The following is a 19,193-nucleotide window of genomic DNA, read 5'->3' as shown; positions in this document are numbered from 1 at the left end:
AGGGGGCCGCCGAGTCCCCGTCCGAAGGAGCCTTCATGACCGCGCCCGTCGTCCACTCGCTGCGCGAACAGATCCGCGAGCACATCGTGGAGGGGATCGTCAGCGGGCGCTGGAAGCCGGGCGAGCGGATCGTCGAGCGGCGGATCGCGACGGAGCTGGAGGTCAGCCAGACCCCCGTACGGGAGGCGCTGCGCGAGCTGGAGTCGCTGCGGCTGATCGAGTCGGCGCCCAACAAGGGCGTACGGGTGCGCAACCTGACCGCCGCGGACCTCGAGGAGAGCTACCCCGTACGAGCCGGTCTGGAGGCCATCGCGGCGGAGCTGGCGGCCGGGCGGCTGGCCGAGGACTGCTCGGCCCTCGAACCGCACGTCGCGGCGCTGTACGAGGCGGACCGGCACGCCGACGGGACCGCCCAGGTGCGGCACACCGTGGCCTTCCACCGGGAACTGGTGCGGGCGGCGGGGAACTCCGTCCTGCTCCACACCTGGGAGGGCCTGGGCATCGAGGTCTTCACGGCCCTGTCCATCCGCTGGCTGGGGACGGTGCAGCAGTCGTACGCGGAGGAGCACGAGGCCCTCGTCGACGCCTTCCGGCGCCGGGACCCGCTGATCGCGGAACTCGTGAAGGCGCATGTGCTCGGGTGCGCTCCGCGAGCGTGACCCCGCGCAACCCCCCGTGACCCCACGTGACCCCGCGTGACCTCACGGCCCGCGACTCGGAGCCGGACACCCCGCCGCCCCGCCGCCGTGGCACTCTGAGCGCGTATGCGCTCACCTGCGGAAACCCTTCGATTCCAAGGCACCCGGTGCCCGCCCCGGAGGCACCCCGTGCCTACTTTCTCGTAATCAAGAGGTTTTGCCCCTCAACCCTTTGATCGATCATCGATCAGGGGGTTAAAGTCACCGACGGGCTTTCACCAGAGCCCGCCGCCCTGTCCTGCCAAAGACCAAGGGCACCCCAACCCCTTACCGACGAGGGCACCCACCCTCCGCATCCGGAAGGCGGCGCAATGACCGACCCCACCGCAATCCAGCCGAGCGAGCTCGACCAGCTCCCGGACCGCGACCCCGAGGAGACCGCCGAGTGGCAGGCCTCCCTGGACGCCGTCACCCAGGCGGCCGGGCCGCACCGTGCCGCGTACTTGATGCGCCGCACACTGGAGCGCGCCGAGGGCAACGGCATCGCGCTGCCGAAGCTGCTCGAGACGGACTACGTCAACACCATCCCCACCTCCGCCGAGCCCGTCGTGGACGGCGACGAGGAGATGGAGCACCGGATCACCGCGTGGAACCGCTGGAACGCGGCCGCGATGGTCACCCGGGGCAGCAAATACGGCGTGGGCGGCCACATCGCCACCTTCGCCTCCGCCGCCTGGCTGTACGAGACCGGCTTCAACCACTTCTTCAGGGGCAAGGAGGCGGACGGTTCCGGTGACCAGCTCTACATCCAGGGCCACGCCTCCCCGGGCATCTACGCCCGCGCCTTCCTCGACGGCCGGCTGACCGAGCACCACCTCGACCACTTCCGCCAGGAGTCCGGCGGCAACGGTCTGCCGTCGTACCCGCACCCGCGCCGTCTCCCCTGGCTGTGGGAGTTCCCGACGGTGTCGATGGGCCTCGGCCCGCTCTCCGCGATCTACCAGGCGCGCTTCAACCGCTACCTGACCAGCCGCGGCATCAAGGACGTCTCGCAGTCCCACGTGTGGGCGTTCCTCGGCGACGGCGAGATGGACGAGCCCGAGTCGACCGCGGCACTCGCCCTGGCCTCCCGCGAGGGCCTGGACAACCTGACCTTCGTCATCAACTGCAACCTCCAGCGCCTCGACGGCCCGGTCCGCGCCAACTTCAAGATCGTGCAGGAGCTGGAGGCCCAGTTCCGCGGTGCCGGCTGGAACGTCGTCAAGACGCTGTGGGGCTCGGCCTGGGACGAGCTGTTCCAGCTCGACACCACGGGCGCCCTCGTACGCCGCCTGCGCGAGGTACCGGACGCGCAGGTGCAGACGTACCAGACCCGCGACGCCGCCTACATCCGCCAGGACTTCTTCGGCGCCGACCCGGCCCTCGTCGAGATGGCGAAGCTGATCGGCGACGACAAGATCCTCGAGTGTTTCCACCTCTCCCGCGGTGGTCACGAGTCGCGCAAGGTCTACGCGGCCTACAGGGCGGCCGTGTCCCACAAGGGCGCGCCGACGGTGATCCTGGCCCAGACGGTCAAGGGCCACACCCTCGGCGAGGGCTTCGCGTCGAAGAACGCCAACCACCAGATGAAGAAGCTGTCGACGGACGAGTTCAAGCAGATGCGTGACCTGCTGGAACTGCCCATCTCCGACAGCCAGTTCGTCGACGGCGTGGTGCCCTACGGCCACCCGGGCGCCGACTCCCCCGAGGTCCGCTACCTTCAGGAGCGCCGCGCGGCCCTCGGCGGCCCGGCCCCGGCCCGCCGTACGCACCCGCTGGCCCCGCTGCCGGCCCCCGCCGACAAGACGTTCGCGTCCTTCGACAAGGGCTCCGGCTCGCAGAACGTGGCGACGACGATGGCGTTCGTCCGGCTGGTCAAGGACCTGGTCCGCGACAAGCAGACCGGCCGGCGCTGGGTGCCGATCGTGCCGGACGAGGCCCGTACCTTCGGTATGGAGTCGCTCTTCCCGTCCCTCGGCATCTATTCGCCGAAGGGCCAGACGTACGAGCCGGTCGACCGCGACCAGCTGATGTACTACAAGGAGGCCAAGGACGGCCAGATCCTCAACGAGGGGATCACCGAGGCCGGCTCCATGGCGGACTTCATCGCCGCGTCCACCGCGTACTCCACGCACGGCGAAGCGATGATCCCCTTCTACATCTTCTACTCGATGTTCGGCTGGCAGCGCACGGCCGACCAGATGTGGCAGCTCGGCGACCAGCTGGGCCGCGGCTTCCTGGTCGGCGCGACGGCCGGCCGTACGACGCTGACGGGTGAGGGCCTCCAGCACGCGGACGGCCACTCGCCGGTCATCGCCGCGACCAACCCGGCGGCGCTGACGTACGACCCGGCGTTCGCGTACGAGATCGCGGTCATCGTCAAGGACGGTCTGCGCCGTATGTACGGCGAGGCGGCCCCGGGCGAGGACCCGAACGTCTTCTACTACCTCACCGTCTACAACGAGCCGGTGCCGCAGCCCGCGAAGCCGGCCGGCCTCGGCATCGACGAGGGCATCGTCAAGGGCCTGTACCGCTTCAACACGGCCGAGTCGGCGGACCTGTCCCCCGCCGCCAACGCCCCGCGCATCCAGCTGCTGGGCTCCGGCACGGCGATCCACTGGGTGCTTCAGGCGCAGCGGCTGCTCGCCGAGGAGTGGGGTGTGGCCGCCGACGTGTGGTCCGCGACCTCCTGGACCGAGCTGCGGCGCGACGCGCTCGAGGCCGACGCGGCGCTGCTGCGCGGCGAGGAGCGGGTGCCGTTCGTCCGCCAGGCGCTGCACGGCGCCGAGGGCCCGGTGCTCGCGGTCTCCGACTACATGCGTCAGGTCCCGGACCAGATCGCGCAGTGGGTCGAGCAGGACTACTCGTCGCTCGGTGCGGACGGCTTCGGCCTCTCCGACACCCGTGACGCGGCCCGCCGTCACTTCGGCGTGGACGCGGAGTCGATCGTCGTCGCGGCCCTGGCCCAGCTCGCCAGGCGCGGCGAGGTCAAGGCCACGGCGGTGAAGGAGGCGCGGGAGCGCTACGGCCTGTAGGGCCTTCAGTTCCTGACGTTCGTTCGGTGAAGGGGTACGGCGACCGCCGTACCCCTTCGCTGTCGGTGGGGCCCGGCATCATGAACGTATGCGCGCTGCCCGGCTGATCAAAATGGTGCTGTTGCTCCAGTCCCGGCCCACCATGACCGGCGCCGAGCTGGCGCGGGAGCTGGAGGTGTCCGAGCGGACGGTCACGCGGGACGCGCAGGCGCTGTCCGAGGCCGGGGTGCCGGTGTACGCGGACCGGGGGCGGGCCGGGGGCTACCGGCTGGTCGGCGGGTACCGGACGCGGCTGACGGGGCTGGCCCGGAGCGAGGCCGAGGCGCTGTTCCTCTCGGGGGTGCCGGGGGCGCTGCGGGAGATGGGCCTCGAGGACGCGGCCTCCGCGGCCCGGCTGAAGGTGTCCGCCGCGCTTCTTCCGTCCCTGCGGGACGCCTCGCGGACGGCGGCGCAGCGGTTCCATGTGGACGCGCCCGGCTGGTTCAAGGAGCCCGATACGCCCGAGCTGCTGCCCGCGGTGGCCCAGGCGGTGTGGGACGACCGCCGGATCACCGCGCGCTACCGGCACGGGGACACCGGTGTGGAGCGGGAGCTGGAGCCGTACGGGCTCGTGCTGAAGGCGGGGGTCTGGTACCTATGCGCACGCGTGCCGGAGCCGGGGTCCTTCCGGGTGTACCGGATCGACCGGTTCACGGCGGTCGCCGCCGACGGGGAGCGTTTCGGGCGGGACGAGGACTTCGACCTGCCCGGCTTCTGGGAGGAACAGGCCGAGCGGTTCGCGCGGTCCCTCCTGCGGGCGGAGGTGGTGGTGCGGCTGTCGGCCCTGGGGCTGCGGAGACTGCCGTCCGCCCTTGATCCGGCGTCCGTGCGCCTGGCCCGGCAGACGTGCGGCGAGCCCGACGAGCGGGGCTGGGTGACCGTCACGCTCCCCGTGGAGTCGGAGGAGGTGGCCCACAGCCAGTTGACCGCCCTGGGCGCCGAGGCGGAGGTGCTGTCTCCGGTGACCTTGCGGGAACGGTTCGCGGGGGACGCGGCCCGGCAGGCGGAGCTGTACCGGTAGCGGCGCCGCCCGCGAGGGGGGCACGTCCGCCATCGGCATGGTCACGCCCGGCGATCTGCGGCACTCCGCGTGCGTCCCTCCCCTCCAGGACCGATGCTTGAGCCGTGATGGACGAGACGGAGTTCTGGGAGCTGGTGGACACGACCCGCGAGGCCGCCGACGGCGACCCCGAGGACCACGCCGACCTGCTCGTGGAACGGCTCGTCCGGATGGACCCGGACTCGGTGCTCGACTTCGCCCGCCACTTCGAGTCCCGCTACAACCGCGCCTACCGGTGGGACCTCTGGGGCGCCGCCTGGGTACTGCTCGACGGAGCCAGCGACGACGCCTTCGACTTCTTCCGCTGCTGGCTGATCGGTCAGGGCCGGGAGGTGTTCGAGGGCGCCGTGCACGACCCGGACTCCCTCGCCGAGCTCCTGGACGAGTTCGACGAGGAGCTGGACGGCGACGGCGAGGAGCTGGGGTACGCGGCGGACGAGGCGTACGAGCAGCTCACCGGCGTCGTCGCTCCCGACCTGGGCATTCCGCCGGCGGCGCCCGAGCCCGCCGGAACCCCGATGAACCTGGAGAACGAGTCGGAGCTCGCCGAGCGCTATCCCCGGCTGTGGGAGCGCTTCAAGGGCTGACCCCGCGCTCCGGCCCGGCGGAACGCCCCGCGGGTCAGGCCGCTCGGCGCCGGCTGAGGTCCGCGGGGATGTACGCCTGGGCATGGTCGGCCCGGACGGCGTGGTGCAAGGGCGCGGCGTTGGCCTGGTCGAGGGCGGACGCGGTGACCGCGCCCGGGCCGAGGACGACCGTCGCCACCGCGCAGACCACCGTCCACGGGCTGCGCGCGGCCTTGGTCCATCCGCCCGCCTGCTCCGTGGTGCGTGTACGGCTGCTGCTCATGATCCCCACCTCCGGTCGGCTTCTGCGAAGACCGTAGGAGGCCGGGATCTGAGAACGCTTCGCGCCGCCTGTGGCGTACCTGTGAGCTAGGTCCGGCCCTGGAGCCGCGCGGCCGCCTGCCGGAGTGCCGGGAGGTGGGCGGTGAGGGCCGCGCCGGGGCAGGTCGTCGGGAAGCCGTCGTTGTGGCCGGACAGGACAGGCAGTGTGGCGATGGTGCCGGCGGCGTACCGGCTCTGGCCGCTGGTGGAGACGAGGCGGACGCGGGAGCGCGGGTCGACGTCCGCGAGGCCGAGTTTCCAGGCGGCGAGCGCGGCGATGGCGTCGGTCACCGCCCGCGGTACCGGCGTGCCCTCGGTGAAGGTGCCGAGCGCCGCGATCCCCGCGGTGCGGTGGTTGAAGCCCTGGGCGTGGGCGCCGGTGACGGCCCGGTCGACGCCGCCCGCGCGGCCCTCGTAGATCGTGCCGCAGCGGTCGACGACGAAGTTGTAGCCGAGGTCGTCCCACTGCCGGGGGCCGATCTGGCCCGCGTACAGGGAGCGGATGATGCGGGGTGCGTCGGCGCAGTCGTAGGTGTTGGGCGAGTCGGTGTGGTGCACGAAGACCGCGACGACCTTGTCGTCGTAGCGCGGCGGCGGCTGCTTGTGCGTGCGGTCGTCGATCCAGCGGGAGCGGGGCACGATGGGCGGCCGGGCGGTGGTGTGCGCCGGCGCGGGGCGGCCGACGACGGGCGCCGGGTGCGCGGCCACCGTGCGGTCGACACCTGCCGCGCACAGCACCAGCGCCAGGACGGCGGCGAGACCGGGCCCACAGGCCAGCGCGACGAGGGCCGTGCGCCGCAGCCACGGCGAACGGCGCGCGCCACCCGGTCCTGGCACCTGTGGAATTCGTACCGGAACGCGTACCCGGCCCAGGACCCGCCGCGCACCTCGCAACACACGCATGCCCTCACCCTGGCGCCGGTCCCGGCCCGCCGCGATGTGCGCTGTGCCACCCGGCGGAACCATTGCCCTGGTCCGGGACGTTTTTACAGGTCCACGCATGCGTGACCGGTTCGGCGGGCTCCGCGTGTGCGTGCCTGATCACTGGGCCCGCCCTGCGCGTACTAAGGGGCCCAAGAGAAAGGCGGCCCCGTGGACCTGCTCGACTTCCTGCTGTTGCTGGTGATCCTGGCCTACGCGGCGTCCGGCTACCGGCGCGGGCTGGTCGCCGGGTGTGTCTCGCTGGCCGGTTTCGTGGGCGGCGCCGTCGTCGGCGTATGGATCCTGCCGTGGGTGATGAAGCTGGTGACACCGGGCACGTCGGCGGCGACGCTGACGGCCGTGCTGACGGTCCTCGCGCCCGCCGTGGTCGGGCACGAGCTGGCGGGCAGGCTCGCGCTGCGGCTGCGCCGCGAGCTGGACCGCGGGCCGCTGCGGGTGGCCGACGGAGTGGGCGGGGCCGCCGCGAACACGGTCGCCGTGCTGCTGGTCGCCTGGGTGGCGGCGAGCGTCCTGGGCGCCTCCTCGACGAGCATGATCACGACGTCGATCCGCAATTCGGCGCTGCTGGGCGCGGTGCAGAACACGATGCCGGACACCACCCCCACCTGGTTCTCGCGCGCGACGTCGGCGCTCACGCAGGCCGGCTTCCCGCAGGTCTTCAACCCGTTCGAGAACGAGCCGACGACGGGTGTCGCCAAGCCCTCCGGGGACAGCGTCACGCCGGCCGCGACGAACGCCGCGAAGCTGTCCACCGTGAAGGTCGAGGGCATCGCGGGCAGCCAGGGCCGCGAGGGCAGCGGCTTCGTGTACGCGGGGCAGCACGTGATGACGAACGCCCATGTGGTGGCGGGCATCGACGAGCCGACCGTCCGCGTGGGCGGGGTCGGGCGGGCGTACGAGGCCCGCGTGGTGCTCTTCGACCCGAACAAGGACGTGGCGGTGCTGTACGTCCCGGAGCTGAAGGCGCCGGTGCTGCGCTTCGACGACAGCGCGGCGCGGGGCGGCTCGGCGGTCGTGGCCGGTTATCCGCAGGACGGCGGCCTCGACCTCCAGGCGGCCACGGTCGCGGGCCGGATCAACGCGACCGGCCAGAACATCTACAACTCGGACACCGTCACCCGCGAGATCTACTCGATCCGCTCCACGGTCCGCCCCGGCAACTCGGGCGGACCGCTGCTGACCACGGACGGCCGGGTGTACGGCGTCGTGTTCGCGCGCTCCACCTCGGACAACGAGACGGGGTATGTGCTGACGGCGGACGAGGTGAGCGACGACGCGCGGCGCGCGGCGGCCGCGACGGATCCGGTGGGCACGGGCGACCTGGTCACCTCATGAGCGCGGGACCGCGGGTCGCAGAGCACGCCCCATGAGGACGTCGTCCACGTACTGCCCGTCCAGCAGGAACTCCTCCGGCAGGATCCCCTCCACCTCGAACCCCTCCGACTCGTAGAGCTTCCTGGCGGGGGTGTTGTGCCCGAGCACGCGCAGCGAGATGCGGCGTGCGCCCTGCCGCGCGGCGTGCTCCTGGACGGCCCGCAGGAGTGCCCGGCCGACGCCCGCCCCGCGTGCCTCCTCGGCGACGACGAGCCCCTGGATCTGCCGGACGTGGGAGTTGGCGGCGAGGGGGGTCGGGTACCCCAGCCGGATGTAGCCGGCCAGGCGTCCGCCCAGCTCGGCCACGAGGTGGTCGCGGGGGCCGAACCGGTCGCTGTAGAAGGGGTCGTACGGCGGTTGCGGGCGGGGCTGGACGGCGTGCAGCGTGGACCAGGTGACTCGGTCCAGCCGGGCGAGCCCGTCCTCGTCGTCGTGGGTCGCGAAGCGTATGTGCGGATCCGGCATGAGGATCACTGTACGGCGGCCGAACGGTGGCCGTCCCGGCGATTTCCCCGCTCACCCGGCAGGATGGACCCATGAACTCCGATGCGCCGCTTCCTCCCGGTTCCCGCGTCGCGATCGCCGGTGCGTCCGGGCTGATCGGTTCGGCTCTGGCGCGCTCGCTCACGGCGGACGGCCACGAGGTCGTACGGCTCGTACGGCGGGCGCCGCGCGGGAAGAACGAGGTCCGCTGGGATCCCGGGGAACAGCGGATCGACTCGGCCGGGCTCGTGGGGTGTGCCGCGGTGGTCAATCTGGCCGGGGCGGGCGTCGCCTCGCGGCGGTGGACGGACGCGTACAAGCAGACGATCCGCTCCAGCCGGGTGCTGGGCACCGCGACGCTGGCCGAGGCGATCGCCTCGCTCGACGAGCCGCCGGCGGTCTTCGTCAGCGGCAGTGCGATCGGCTTCTACGGCGACACGGGCGACCGGGCGGTGGACGAGACGGCGCCGCCCGGTGACGGCTTCCTGCCCGCCCTGTGCGTGGAGTGGGAGGAGGCGGCCGAGCCGGCCCAGGAGGCCGGCGTCCGTACGGTGTTCACCCGGACCGGCCTGGTGGTGGCCGCCGGGGGCGGTGCGTGGGGCAGGCTGTTTCCGCTCTTCAAGGCGGGTCTCGGCGGCCGTATGGGCGACGGCCGTCAGTACTGGAGCTACATCTCCCTGCACGACGAGGTCGCGGCGATCCGCCATGTCATCGATACGGCGTCCTTGTCGGGGCCGGTGAACCTGACGGCGCCGACGCCGCTGACCAACGCGGAGATCACGGCGGCGATGGGCCGGGTCCTGCACCGCCCGACGCTCTTCACGGCCCCGGCGCCGGTGCTCCGCGCGGCGCTCGGCGACATGGCGGGCGACATCCTGGGCAGCCAGCGGGTGCTGCCGGCCCGTCTGCTGGAATCGGGCTTCGCCTTCGCGTTCCCTGGCATCGAGGAGACCCTCCGCTCGGCGCTGCGCTGACGGAACCCAGGGCCCGTCCGGCGGGCAGGCCCTGGGCCGGCCGGGACCGCGACACCGAACCCCACGTCGTCGATCCGGTCCATGACGTCCCGGTCGGCACTCTCGGTGTCTTCGGCATCGGTGTGCGGGCGATACGCGGGGGTCGGTCCCGCCCGTTCGGACAGGGCGTCGCGGAAGCGGACCGCGTCCCACCACGACACGCCCTCGACGGGCGGCCGGCCGCAGGCGCACGCCGTGACACCCCGTGCCTCCGTGCGAGGCTCCCGCGCCACTCCCCCGACCCGGCGGCGCCCACCTACCCTCATGCCGAACTCGGGTATTCCAGAAGCCTGTTGGGGGCATGACGTTCCCAGCAGCCGCGCGACCTCGAGGAGGGGCCACGTGCTTGAGTCGGTGCACCAAGCAAGTGCGTACACCGCGGATGTACAACCCGCGGACGTCGTCATCGTGGGAGCCGGGGCGGCGGGACTCGCCGCCGCCCACCATCTGACCAGGGCAGGCCTCACCACCGCCGTCCTGGAGGCCGCGCCGAACGTCGGCGGCCGCATGTCGACGGAGAAGGTGGACGGCTTCCGGCTGGACCGCATGGGCCAGTTGCTCTCCACCGCGTATCCGGAACTCCGCAGCACCCCCGGCCTGGACGCCCTGCCCCTGCGGGAGTTCTCCCCCGGCGTGCTGGTCCACAGCGACGGCCACCTCCACCGCGTCGGGGAGCCCGGCACACCCCGGAGCGCAAGGGGCGCACTCACCGCTGCGCGCGCCCTCGCAAGCGCCCCCCGACAGCAGCGCACACCGCGCGCCCCCCGCACCCAAGGTGCCTCCCGCCCGGGCCTGCTGGGCAGTCCCGTCGGCCAGTCCCGGCTGGCCGGCGCACTCGCCCGGCTCGCCGCCACCCCGCCCGACCGGCTGCTGTCCCGCCCCGAACTCCCGGCCGCCCGGGCCCTGTCGGCCCTCGGCCTTCCGCCCCGCACGATCGACGGCTTTCTGCGCCCCCTGCTCGCCGCACTCCTGTGCGACCCGGCCCTGGAGACCTCCAGCCGCTGCGCCGACCTGGCCCTGCGTGCCTTCGTGACGGGCCGGCTGTGTGTCCCGGAGGGCGGCGCCGACGTTCTTCCGGAGCTGCTCGCGGCCACGCTCCCGCCGGGCACCGTCCACACGGGTGTGCGCGTCACGGCGGTCTCCACCACCTCCGTCACGACGAAGGACCACGGCGAACTCCGCTGTCGGGCCGTTCTGCTGGCCACCGGCGCCCGGGCCGCCGCCCGGCTGCTCCCGGGCCTGCGCGTCCCCGGCTTCCACCCGGTGACGGTCCTGCACCACACGACCGACGAGCCGCCGCTCGGCGACCCGGCCCTCGTCCTCGACGCCGAGCGCGGCGGCCCGGTGGCGCACACCGCGGTCATCAGCCGGGTCGACCCGAGCAGGGCCCCGGCCGGCCGCGCGCTCGTCTCCTCGACGGTCCTCGGTACGCCCCCGCCGCCGGACCGGCTGGAGGCGGCGGTCCGGGCCCAACTGGCCCGGCTCTACCGGACGTCGACCGCCCGCTGGGAGCTCCTCGCGATCCACCACGACTCCGAGGCGGTCCCGGCGATGCCCCCGCCGCACGATCCGCGCCGCCCCGTACGCCTGCTCGCGGGCCTGTACATCTGCGGCGACCACCGCGACACCAGCACGGTCCAGGGCGCGCTCCGCTCCGGCCGCCGCGCCGCCCACGCCCTGCTCACGGATGTGGGGGCAGGCCAGACCTCACTGGAGGAGCCGCTCGAGACGGCGGCCTGAGCGGACGGGGGCGCCCGTCCCCCACCGGGCGCCCCCCGTCCGCCCCAGCCGGCCACCGCAACGCCCCGCCCGGCCACCGCAACTCCCTGGCCGGCCACCGCAACTCCCTGGCCGGCCACGGAGACGCCCCCGACCGGCTACTGCAACGCCGTCACCCGGTCCCGGTACCCGCGTACGGGCGCCGCGTCCCGGTACGGCTCCAGGCGGCGCTCGAAGTCGCGGACGTACTCGATGGCCCGTACCGACCGCATCTCCGCCGCCTGCCCGGCCGCCTCCGCGCCCAGCAGGCAGGCCTGGTCCAGCTCTCCGAGCCCGAGCCGGGCCGTGGCGAGCACGACGCGGCAGAAGAGCCGGCTGCGGGCGTACCCCGGCGCACGCAGTTGCAGCGAGCGCTCCGCGTGCTGTGCCGCGGCCCGGAACTGCTGGAGGTCCCGGTGGCAGTGCGCGAACTCGTCGGCGAGCTGCGCCTCGTCGAAGAACCGTGCCCAGTAAGGGACTTCGTCGCCGGGGCGGGCCGCCTCCAGCGACCGCTCGGCACGCACCAGGGACGCCGTGCAGGCCCGTACCTCCCCCAGCACCCCGTGCCCGCGCGCCTCCACGGAGTGCAGCAGCGCCTGCACCACGGGCGGCGCCGACGCCCCGACCCCCTGCTGGGCCACCCGTGCGAGCTGGACGGCCTCCCGGCCGTGCCCGAGGTAGACGGCCTGGCGGCTCATGGTGACCAGGACGTACGAGCCGTACGCCCGGTCCCCGGCCGCCTGGGACAGCCGCAACGCCTGGACGAAGTACCGCTGGGCGAGCCCGTGCGCGCCGATGTCGTACGAGGTCCAGCCGGCGAGCCGGGTGAGGTCGGAGGCGGCGGCGAACAGGCGGCGCCCGGTCTGCTCGCCGTACGTGCCGCGCAGCATCGGCTCGGCCTCGTGCTCCAGATAGCGGACCAGGGCCTGGCGGGCGTGGCCGCCGCCGTACGCGTGGTCGAGCGCCCGGAACAGCTCGCCCACCGAGCGCAGCGCGGCGATGTCGCCGCCGGTGACCTTCTGGCCGGGGCCGCGCTCGGTCTGGCTGCGCTGGCGGGGCACCGCGGGCCGGCCCTGCGCGGGCACCCGGGCGGCGGGCGGATCGCCGCGGCCGACCCGGTCGTCGGCGCGGCCGATCAGCCAGTCCCGGCTGGGCACGACGAGCCCGGCCGGGGTGAACGCGATCTTGCGCAGCTCGGCGTGGCTGCCGGAGTCCTTGCGCCACAGCCCGCCGACGATGTCGATGGCCTCTTCGGGCGTCGCGGCGAACTCCAGGCCCGCGTAGACGGGGGCGCACGCGTCGAGGCCCAGGTCCTGGGCGGTGAGCCGGCGGCCGAGGCGGCGGGTGAACACCTCGGCGATGAGTGCGGGGGTGGTGCCCCGGGGCTGCTGCCCGCGCAGCCACCTCGTCACCGAGGTCTTGTCGTATCTGAGGTCCAGGCCGTGTTCGAGGCCGAGCTGGTCCACGCGACGGGCGAGACCTGCGTTGGAGAACCCCGCTTCTGCGATGAGCGCGGCGAGCTGTCGGTTGGGGGTGCGCTGCGCGGGTCGTTCCGTCATCTGCGGTGCGGTCTCCTGCCTTTCGATCCGCGCAGCGACCTTGCCGCGTGCCCGGATCGCCTGCGAACAGCCCTTATGGCCTGGGGTGACGGCGCGAATGTAGCGGAGGGTAAGCACGTGATCGCACGCTTCGGCGTCCATTCATCCGATCGTGTGAGGATTGACCGTCGGGCTGACGGACATCGGCCGGACGTACAGTGGCGTGGGCGCGTTACGTGCCTTACAAGGGTTCTGAGGGCTTCTAGGGAGGCGCTTGCCGTGAGTGAGTTGCGGTTCGTCCACATGGGATTCGGTGCCGAGGCCGTCGAGTACCAGGCGGCCTGGGACGAGCAGCGCCGTGTGCATGCCGCCCGTTTCCTGGACGAGGTCCCCGACACCTGTCTGCTCCTGGAGCACCCGCCGGTCTACACGGCGGGCCGGCGTACGGCGGACAACGAGCGGCCCCTCGACGGCACCCCCGTCGTCGACGTGGACCGCGGCGGCAAGATCACCTGGCACGGCCCGGGCCAGCTCGTCGGGTATCCGATCCAGAAACTGCCGCGCCCGGTCGACGTCGTCGCCCACCTCCGCCGCCTCGAAGAGGTCATGATCCGCGTCTGCGCGGAGTTCGGCGTGGCCACCAGCCGCGTGGAGGGCCGGGCGGGCGTCTGGGTCCTCGGCGACCCGGTGGAGCAGCGCCCCAGCCTCGGCGGCCTCTCCCTCGACTTCGACCCCCGCCTGGCCGACGACGAGTTCGACCCCCGCCTCAACGGCCCCGAGTACGCCCCCTCCAACGCCGGCCAGCGCCGCGAGGACCGCAAGATCTGCGCCATGGGCATCCGCGTCGCCAAGGGCGTCACCATGCACGGTTTCGCCCTGAACGTGAATCCGGACACGTCCTCCTTCGACAAGATCATCCCGTGCGGGATCCGCGACGCGGGCGTGACGTCCCTCGCGTACGAGCTGGGCCGCGAGGTCACCATCGGCGAGGTCCTGCCGGTCGCGGAGAAGCACCTGCGGGACGTACTGGAGAACGCGGACCTGAAGCCGCGCGAGGTGGAACGGGCCTCGGCCTGACCCCGGGGGAATGCACCCGCGTTCCCCAAGGTTGCCCACCCCGGGGACCAGGAACCGCACGGGCGTACCCTGGTGTACGCCGAAGAATCGAAGCTACAGGGAGCCGATGTGTCCGCAGTCGCACCCGACGGACGCAAGATGCTGCGCCTGGAGGTCCGGAACGCCCAGACCCCCATCGAGCGCAAGCCCGAGTGGATCAAGACCCGGGCGAAAATGGGTCCCGAATACACGAAGATGCAGAACCTCGTGAAGAGCGAGGGGCTGCACACGGTCTGCCAGGAGGCGGGCTGTCCCAACATCTACGAGTGCTGGGAAGACCGCGAGGCCACCTTCCTCATCGGCGGCGACCAGTGCACCCGGCGCTGCGACTTCTGCCAGATCGACACCGGCAAGCCCGAGGCCCTCGACCGCGACGAGCCGCGCCGCGTCGGTGAGTCCGTCGTCACGATGGACCTGAACTACGCCACGATCACGGGCGTCGCCCGCGACGACCTCGAGGACGGCGGCGCCTGGCTGTACGCGGAGACGGTCCGCCAGATCCACGCGCAGACGGCGGGCCGCGAGGCCGGCCGCACCAAGGTCGAGCTGCTCGCCCCCGACTTCAACGCCGAGCCCGACCAGCTGGCCGAGGTCTTCTCCGCGCGCCCCGAGGTCTTCGCGCACAACGTCGAGACGGTCCCGCGGATCTTCAAGCGCATCCGCCCCGGCTTCCGCTACGAGCGCTCCCTGAAGGTCATCACGGAGGCCCGGGACTACGGTCTGGTCACGAAGTCGAACCTCATCCTCGGCATGGGTGAGACCCGCGAAGAGGTCAGCGAGGCGCTCCGGCAGCTGCACGACGCGGGCTGCGAGCTCATCACGATCACGCAGTACCTGCGCCCCTCCGTGCGCCACCACCCCGTGGAGCGCTGGGTCAAGCCGCACGAGTTCGTGGAACTCAAGGAGGAGGCCGAGGAGATCGGCTTCTCCGGTGTCATGTCGGGCCCGCTGGTCCGCTCCTCGTACCGGGCCGGCCGCCTGTACCAGATGGCCATGGAGCTGCGTCAGTCAGCCGCTCCGCAGGGCGGTGCGCAGGTCGCCTCGCAGGCGGTCTGAGACGCCGGGCACACCCCGCTGTGGCACTCGGTGCCACAAGAGCGTGTGAATCTGCGCACAAGCATCTACCTCCGGTAATGGCGCATTCGACGCGGTCCCGGCCGTCCCCGCAGATGGGGACGGTGCCGGGACCGCGTCGGCGTCCATGGGCCGCGCATCAAGGCTTCATGGGTGTTTGACCGGTCGGTCACGCCCTGGTAACACCAATCAGTGACCCTGCTCTTACGCCACGTAGAGCCCCAGCCAGCGCCGCCATCCCGAGGGGGGACCTCCATCATGCAGGCCGCGCCCGTACGCGCCACCGCCATTCCGTCGTTCACCGATGCACTCCGTGCCGTCGAGTCGCTGCTCATGAGCGGCGGCCAGCGCACCGCCCGTCGCAATGCCTGGACGTCGGTCCAGGAGGACCGCCGCCGTGCCAAGGACCGGGTCGAGGCGCAGCGCGTGCTGGAAGCGGTGTCGACGCGTCCGTAGCCGCCGCTTCGCCGGTGCTGCCGTCGTCGGCGCTTGCCGGGCCACGTAGACTTCGTGGCATGGCGAGGAAGGAACCCGCAGCGGACGCTGCGAACCCGGGGCGACTCAAGCAGATCGCTCTCACTTACAAGATGACCCGCAAGGCCGACTCAAAGATCGGTCTTGTACTCGCGGCTGTCGGAATCATCACCTTCGGTGTCTTCCTCGCGATCGGCTTCTTGATCGGCCACCCGTACTATCTCGGCATTCTCGGCCTCCTGCTCGCCTTCCTCGCGTCGGCGATCGTCTTCGGACGCAGGGCCGAGCGCGCCGCCTTCGGGCAGATGGAGGGCCAGCCCGGCGCGGCCGCGGCCGTGCTCGACAACATCGGCCGGGGGTGGACGACGACTCCGGCGGTGGCGATGAACCGCAGCCAGGACGTGGTGCACCGGGCGGTCGGCAAGGCGGGCGTCGTCCTGGTGGCCGAGGGCAACCCGAACCGGGTGAAGAGCCTGCTGGCCGCCGAGAAGAAGAAGATGGCGCGGATCGTGGCGGACGTCCCGGTGCACGATGTGCTCGTGGGCACCGGCGAGGGCCAGGTGGAGCTGAAGAAGCTCCGTACGACCCTGCTGAAGTTCCCGCGCGTCCTGACCGGCCCGCAGGTCACCGCGACCAACGACCGGCTGCGCGCGCTGGGCGACCTGATGAGCAACATGCCGTTGCCGAAGGGTCCGATGCCGAAGGGGATGCGCATGCCGCGCGGTGGGCCGAAGGCCCGCTGACCTCCCTCGCACATGAGCTCGTACGACGAAGGGGGCGCCCGGAGAAATCCGGGCGCCCCCTTCGTCGTACGGAGATCATTCGTGCTACGGAGATCCTTCGTCGTACGTGGAGCGGGCGTCGTCGTACGCGGAACAGCCGTCGCCATACGCGGAACGGCCGTCGTCATACCGGAACGGCCGTCGTCGTACCGGAACGGTCAGATTCTGACCTCGACCGTGCGGGCCAGCCGGTCGTGCAGGCCCCGGCCGTCGCGGTCCCAGATCAGGGCCGGGATCGCGAGGCACAGCAGGACCGTGCGCACGACGGCGCGGAGCGGGTTCACGCGGCCCGTGCCCTCGGCGACCACCCGCAGACCGAACAGGCGCTTGCCCGGGGTGAAGCCCACCGTGCCGACCGTCAGGAAGCCGAGCCCGAGGAAGACGAGCAGCGCCCAGTTGCCGGTCGTCTGGTTGTAGCCGTGGGTGAGCAGGCCGTATGCGATCAAGAGGCACAGGCCCCAGTCGACGGCGAGGGCGCCGAAGCGGCGGCCCGGGCGGGCGATCGAACCCGGCCCCTCCTCCGGCAGACCGAGCTGTTCGCCCCGGTAGCCGAAGTCGGCCCCGGCTTGTTCCGCGGCCTCGCGGGGGCCGGAGAGCCACGATCCGATTACTTGCCTGTTGTCCACCCGTCCACGGTACTGCGCCCTCATATGCGCCAGGGATGGCGGGGTGTGCGTAGGCTGCTGTTGAACCCGAGCCGGTTAACTTCGGCGAAACAAATGGGTCATGCTTGAGAAATCCCCCGTCCCTATGGTCGGGTCCAGCGTGTGCCACCGCACTGGCCGCACGAACGAACTACCACCCCGGTCGGACATGGTCGGGAGTAGGAGGAGCTGGATGTTCCAGAACGCCGACGAGGCCAAGAAGTACATCGCGGACGAGGACGTCAAGTTCGTCGACGTCCGGTTCTGCGACCTGCCGGGCGTGATGCAGCACTTCACGATTCCGGCGGAGGCCTTCGACCCGGCCGAGGAGCTGGCCTTCGACGGCTCCTCGATCCGCGGCTTCCAGGCCATCCACGAGTCCGACATGGCGCTCCGCGCCGACCTGTCCACCGCGCGCGTCGACCCCTTCCGCCGCGACAAGACGGTCAACATCAACTTCTTCATCCACGACCCGATCACGGGCGAGCAGTACTCCCGTGACCCGCGCAACGTGGCGAAGAAGGCCGAGGCCTACCTCGCGTCGACCGGCATCGCCGACACCGCGTACTTCGGCCCCGAGGCCGAGTTCTACGTCTTCGACAGCGTGCGCTTCAAGACCGCGGAGAACGAGTCCTTCTACCACATCGACTCCGAGGCCGGCGCCTGGAACACCGGTGCGATCGAGGACAACCGCGGCTACAAGGTCCGCTACAAGGGCGGTTACTTCCCGACCCCGCCGGTCGACCACTTCGCCGACCTGCGTGCCGAGATCTCCCTGGAGCTGGCCAACTCCGGCCTCCAGGTCGAGCGCCAGCACCACGAGGTGGGCACCGCCGGCCAGGCCGAGATCAACTACAAGTTCAACACGCTGCTCGCCGCGGCCGACGACCTCCAGCTCTTCAAGTACATCGTGAAGAACGTCGCCTGGCGCAACGGCAAGACCGCGACCTTCATGCCGAAGCCGATCTTCGGTGACAACGGCTCGGGCATGCACGTCCACCAGTCGCTGTGGGCCAATGGCGACCCGCTGTTCTACGACGAGGCCGGTTACGCGGGCCTCTCGGACACCGCCCGCTACTACATCGGCGGCATCCTCAAGCACGCCCCGTCGCTGCTGGCCTTCACCAACCCGACGGTGAACTCGTACCACCGTCTGGTCCCGGGCTTCGAGGCCCCGGTCAACATGGTCTACTCGCAGCGCAACCGCTCGGCCGCGATGCGTATCCCGATCACCGGCTCGAACCCGAAGGCCAAGCGCGTCGAGTTCCGCGCCCCGGACTCCTCCGGCAACCCGTACCTCGCCTTCTCGGCGCTGCTGCTCGCGGGCCTCGACGGCATCAAGAACAAGGTCGAGCCGGCCGAGCCGATCGACAAGGACCTCTACGAGCTGGCCCCCGAGGAGCACGCGAGCGTCGCGCAGGTCCCGACCTCGCTCCCGGCCGTGCTCAGCGCCCTCGAGGCCGACCACGAGTACCTGCTCCAGGGCAACGTCTTCACGCCCGACCTGATCGAGACGTGGATCGACTACAAGCGCACGAACGAGATCGCCCCGCTCCAGCTGCGCCCGCACCCGCACGAGTTCGAGCTCTACTTCGACGTCTAAAAATTCGACGTCTGAAATCCGACGTCTGAAATCCGACGTCTGAAAAGCAGGCGCAACGCTGAGGGCCGCCACCTGGGAACACTTCAGGTGGCGGCCCTCTGCCGTGCTCCGTCAGGACACCAGAATGACCACGACTCCACCACCGAAGCCGTTGCCGAAGCCGTTGTTGAAGCCGAAGCCGTTGTTGAAGCCGTTGTTGAAGCCGAAGCCACAGTTGCTCACGAAGCCACGGCCACCCCAGTTGGAACAGCCATGGGTGGTGACTTGGGTGGGGGCTTGGGCCGGAGCGGCTGCCGAGGCCGTACCTGCTGCGCCGATCGCGGCGCCCCCGGCCATCAGAACGCCGACGGCAGATACCGCGAAGAGACGCCTCGCGCGTTGTGCCTTCATGGGTGAATCCTCCTTCCACCCTCCCGTGCGGTCTTTCCGAGGCACGAGACGGATGGCAGATGGCCGGGCCGCAGCGGAAAGTCCGGCGCGGTGTCGCCTGAGTGCGAGGACACGTAAGCCGCCGACGCGTCCATGACATTGGGCTGTCGGCCCCCGGTGGATGGGGATCTCGCCGACAGCCGGTGTACCCCCGGATTGCGGCTCTGTTCATTTCGGGCTGGTCCGTTCATAAGGTCTATTCGCCTTATGAAGGGCCAACCGCCATTAAAGGCTAGCCGCCCTTCGACCACTCAGCATCTTGGAC

The 19,193-nt window shown here is 71.6% G+C and carries 18 protein-coding genes; 12 read left to right on the top strand and 6 right to left on the bottom strand.

Annotation, left to right across the window (positions count from 1 at the left end; all coding sequences use genetic code 11):
- The first annotated feature begins 35 nt into the window (after positions 1-35).
- The 4 genes from SAVERM_RS31030 to SAVERM_RS31015 all read left to right on the top strand — a co-directional run bounded on the left by SAVERM_RS31030 (position 36) and on the right by SAVERM_RS31015 (position 5,398).
- On the top strand, positions 36-659 hold the full coding sequence (locus tag SAVERM_RS31030; RefSeq protein WP_010987423.1) for a GntR family transcriptional regulator: 624 nt from the start codon (positions 36-38) through the stop codon (positions 657-659).
- A gap of 350 nt (positions 660-1,009) precedes the next feature.
- Entirely contained in the window at positions 1,010-3,712 is a 2,703-nt protein-coding gene (gene aceE, locus SAVERM_RS31025; protein WP_010987422.1) for a pyruvate dehydrogenase (acetyl-transferring), homodimeric type, read from the top strand.
- 88 nt (positions 3,713-3,800) lie between these two features.
- Positions 3,801-4,772, top strand: coding sequence for a helix-turn-helix transcriptional regulator (locus SAVERM_RS31020; RefSeq protein WP_010987421.1), 972 nt, complete (start codon positions 3,801-3,803; stop codon positions 4,770-4,772).
- Between the two features lie 107 nt (positions 4,773-4,879).
- A complete protein-coding gene (locus SAVERM_RS31015) occupies positions 4,880-5,398 on the top strand; it encodes a DUF4240 domain-containing protein (RefSeq protein WP_037645670.1) in 519 nt (172 codons plus the stop codon).
- A gap of 34 nt (positions 5,399-5,432) precedes the next feature.
- Here SAVERM_RS31015 and SAVERM_RS31010 read toward each other — a convergent pair whose 3' ends face one another.
- Complete coding sequence (locus tag SAVERM_RS31010; protein ID WP_010987419.1) at positions 5,433-5,660, bottom strand: hypothetical protein; 228 nt, start codon at positions 5,658-5,660, stop codon at positions 5,433-5,435.
- Positions 5,661-5,746: 86 nt separating this feature from the next.
- Positions 5,747-6,700 (bottom strand): peptidoglycan recognition protein family protein, encoded by a 954-nt coding sequence (locus tag SAVERM_RS31005; protein WP_010987418.1) that lies wholly within the window; start codon positions 6,698-6,700, stop codon positions 5,747-5,749.
- 90 nt (positions 6,701-6,790) lie between these two features.
- On the opposite strand from SAVERM_RS31005, the gene SAVERM_RS31000 reads away from it, so the two are divergent.
- Positions 6,791-7,975: a MarP family serine protease gene (locus tag SAVERM_RS31000; RefSeq protein ID WP_010987417.1), complete on the top strand. Its 1,185-nt coding sequence runs from the start codon at positions 6,791-6,793 to the stop codon at positions 7,973-7,975.
- Here the strand turns inward: SAVERM_RS31000 and SAVERM_RS30995 are convergent.
- The gene (locus SAVERM_RS30995; RefSeq protein ID WP_010987416.1) at positions 7,970-8,488 is read right to left on the bottom strand and encodes a GNAT family N-acetyltransferase; all 519 of its coding nucleotides are present in this window, start codon (positions 8,486-8,488) and stop codon (positions 7,970-7,972) included. The two genes, SAVERM_RS31000 and SAVERM_RS30995, sit on opposite strands and share 6 nt — an antisense overlap.
- A 62-nt stretch (positions 8,489-8,550) precedes the next feature.
- Between SAVERM_RS30995 and SAVERM_RS30990 the strand changes: the two genes are divergently transcribed.
- Together SAVERM_RS30990 and SAVERM_RS30985 are read left to right on the top strand one after the other, a co-directional pair.
- The gene (locus SAVERM_RS30990; protein ID WP_010987415.1) at positions 8,551-9,471 is read left to right on the top strand and encodes a TIGR01777 family oxidoreductase; all 921 of its coding nucleotides are present in this window, start codon (positions 8,551-8,553) and stop codon (positions 9,469-9,471) included.
- A 381-nt stretch (positions 9,472-9,852) separates the two neighbouring features.
- Positions 9,853-11,250, top strand: a complete 1,398-nt coding sequence (locus tag SAVERM_RS30985; protein ID WP_010987414.1) for an NAD(P)/FAD-dependent oxidoreductase — start codon at positions 9,853-9,855, stop codon at positions 11,248-11,250.
- A 137-nt stretch (positions 11,251-11,387) separates the two neighbouring features.
- On the opposite strand, the gene SAVERM_RS30980 is transcribed toward SAVERM_RS30985, so the two are convergent.
- Positions 11,388-12,827, bottom strand: coding sequence for an NsdA family TPR-like regulatory protein (locus SAVERM_RS30980; RefSeq protein ID WP_010987413.1), 1,440 nt, complete (start codon positions 12,825-12,827; stop codon positions 11,388-11,390).
- A gap of 75 nt (positions 12,828-12,902) precedes the next feature.
- On the opposite strand from SAVERM_RS30980, the gene lipB reads away from it, so the two are divergent.
- The 4 genes from lipB (at position 12,903) to SAVERM_RS30960 (ending at position 16,213) form a co-directional block, all read left to right on the top strand.
- Positions 12,903-13,883 carry a lipoyl(octanoyl) transferase LipB gene (lipB, locus tag SAVERM_RS30975; protein WP_255222034.1) on the top strand — a complete coding sequence of 327 codons (981 nt, stop codon included), beginning with the start codon at positions 12,903-12,905 and terminating at the stop codon, positions 13,881-13,883.
- A gap of 108 nt (positions 13,884-13,991) precedes the next feature.
- Positions 13,992-14,978: a lipoyl synthase gene (lipA, locus tag SAVERM_RS30970; protein WP_010987411.1), complete on the top strand. Its 987-nt coding sequence runs from the start codon at positions 13,992-13,994 to the stop codon at positions 14,976-14,978.
- A gap of 276 nt (positions 14,979-15,254) precedes the next feature.
- On the top strand, positions 15,255-15,452 hold the full coding sequence (locus tag SAVERM_RS30965) for an SCO2195 family GlnR-regulated protein (RefSeq protein WP_010987410.1): 198 nt from the start codon (positions 15,255-15,257) through the stop codon (positions 15,450-15,452).
- Between the two features lie 59 nt (positions 15,453-15,511).
- Positions 15,512-16,213: a DUF4191 domain-containing protein gene (locus SAVERM_RS30960; protein WP_010987409.1), complete on the top strand. Its 702-nt coding sequence runs from the start codon at positions 15,512-15,514 to the stop codon at positions 16,211-16,213.
- Between the two features lie 197 nt (positions 16,214-16,410).
- On the opposite strand, the gene SAVERM_RS30955 is transcribed toward SAVERM_RS30960, so the two are convergent.
- On the bottom strand, positions 16,411-16,878 hold the full coding sequence (locus tag SAVERM_RS30955) for an RDD family protein (protein WP_037645667.1): 468 nt from the start codon (positions 16,876-16,878) through the stop codon (positions 16,411-16,413).
- Between the two features lie 211 nt (positions 16,879-17,089).
- On the opposite strand from SAVERM_RS30955, the gene glnA reads away from it, so the two are divergent.
- Positions 17,090-18,499: a type I glutamate--ammonia ligase gene (glnA, locus tag SAVERM_RS30950; protein WP_010987407.1), complete on the top strand. Its 1,410-nt coding sequence runs from the start codon at positions 17,090-17,092 to the stop codon at positions 18,497-18,499.
- Between the two features lie 111 nt (positions 18,500-18,610).
- Here glnA and SAVERM_RS30945 read toward each other — a convergent pair whose 3' ends face one another.
- Complete coding sequence (locus SAVERM_RS30945; RefSeq protein WP_037645665.1) at positions 18,611-18,889, bottom strand: hypothetical protein; 279 nt, start codon at positions 18,887-18,889, stop codon at positions 18,611-18,613.
- Positions 18,890-19,193: the final 304 nt, after the last annotated feature.

The sequence above is a fragment of the Streptomyces avermitilis MA-4680 = NBRC 14893 genome (assembly GCF_000009765.2).
In the GTDB taxonomy this organism is placed as follows: Bacteria; Actinomycetota; Actinomycetes; order Streptomycetales; family Streptomycetaceae; genus Streptomyces; species Streptomyces avermitilis.
Note: the sequence above shows the minus strand (reverse complement) of the source record. Positions and strands in the feature narration are given on the sequence as shown.

Excerpts from the sequence above, each read along its gene's own strand:
- SAVERM_RS31020 (WP_010987421.1), top strand. The coding sequence starts at position 3,801 with ATGCGCGCTGCCCGGCTGATCAAAATGGTGCTGTTGCTCCAGTCCCGG.
- SAVERM_RS30980 (WP_010987413.1), bottom strand. The coding sequence starts at position 12,827 with ATGACGGAACGACCCGCGCAGCGCACCCCCAACCGACAGCTCGCCGCG.
- SAVERM_RS31010 (WP_010987419.1), bottom strand. The coding sequence starts at position 5,660 with ATGAGCAGCAGCCGTACACGCACCACGGAGCAGGCGGGCGGATGGACC.
- lipB (WP_255222034.1), top strand. The coding sequence starts at position 12,903 with ATGGCCTGGGGTGACGGCGCGAATGTAGCGGAGGGTAAGCACGTGATC.
- SAVERM_RS30945 (WP_037645665.1), bottom strand. The coding sequence starts at position 18,889 with ATGAAGGCACAACGCGCGAGGCGTCTCTTCGCGGTATCTGCCGTCGGC.
- SAVERM_RS30965 (WP_010987410.1), top strand. The coding sequence starts at position 15,255 with ATGCAGGCCGCGCCCGTACGCGCCACCGCCATTCCGTCGTTCACCGAT.
- SAVERM_RS31015 (WP_037645670.1), top strand. The coding sequence starts at position 4,880 with ATGGACGAGACGGAGTTCTGGGAGCTGGTGGACACGACCCGCGAGGCC.
- SAVERM_RS30990 (WP_010987415.1), top strand. The coding sequence starts at position 8,551 with ATGAACTCCGATGCGCCGCTTCCTCCCGGTTCCCGCGTCGCGATCGCC.
- glnA (WP_010987407.1), top strand. The coding sequence starts at position 17,090 with ATGTTCCAGAACGCCGACGAGGCCAAGAAGTACATCGCGGACGAGGAC.
- SAVERM_RS31005 (WP_010987418.1), bottom strand. The coding sequence starts at position 6,700 with ATGCGTGGACCTGTAAAAACGTCCCGGACCAGGGCAATGGTTCCGCCG.
- SAVERM_RS31030 (WP_010987423.1), top strand. The coding sequence starts at position 36 with ATGACCGCGCCCGTCGTCCACTCGCTGCGCGAACAGATCCGCGAGCAC.
- aceE (WP_010987422.1), top strand. The coding sequence starts at position 1,010 with ATGACCGACCCCACCGCAATCCAGCCGAGCGAGCTCGACCAGCTCCCG.
- SAVERM_RS30960 (WP_010987409.1), top strand. The coding sequence starts at position 15,512 with ATGGCGAGGAAGGAACCCGCAGCGGACGCTGCGAACCCGGGGCGACTC.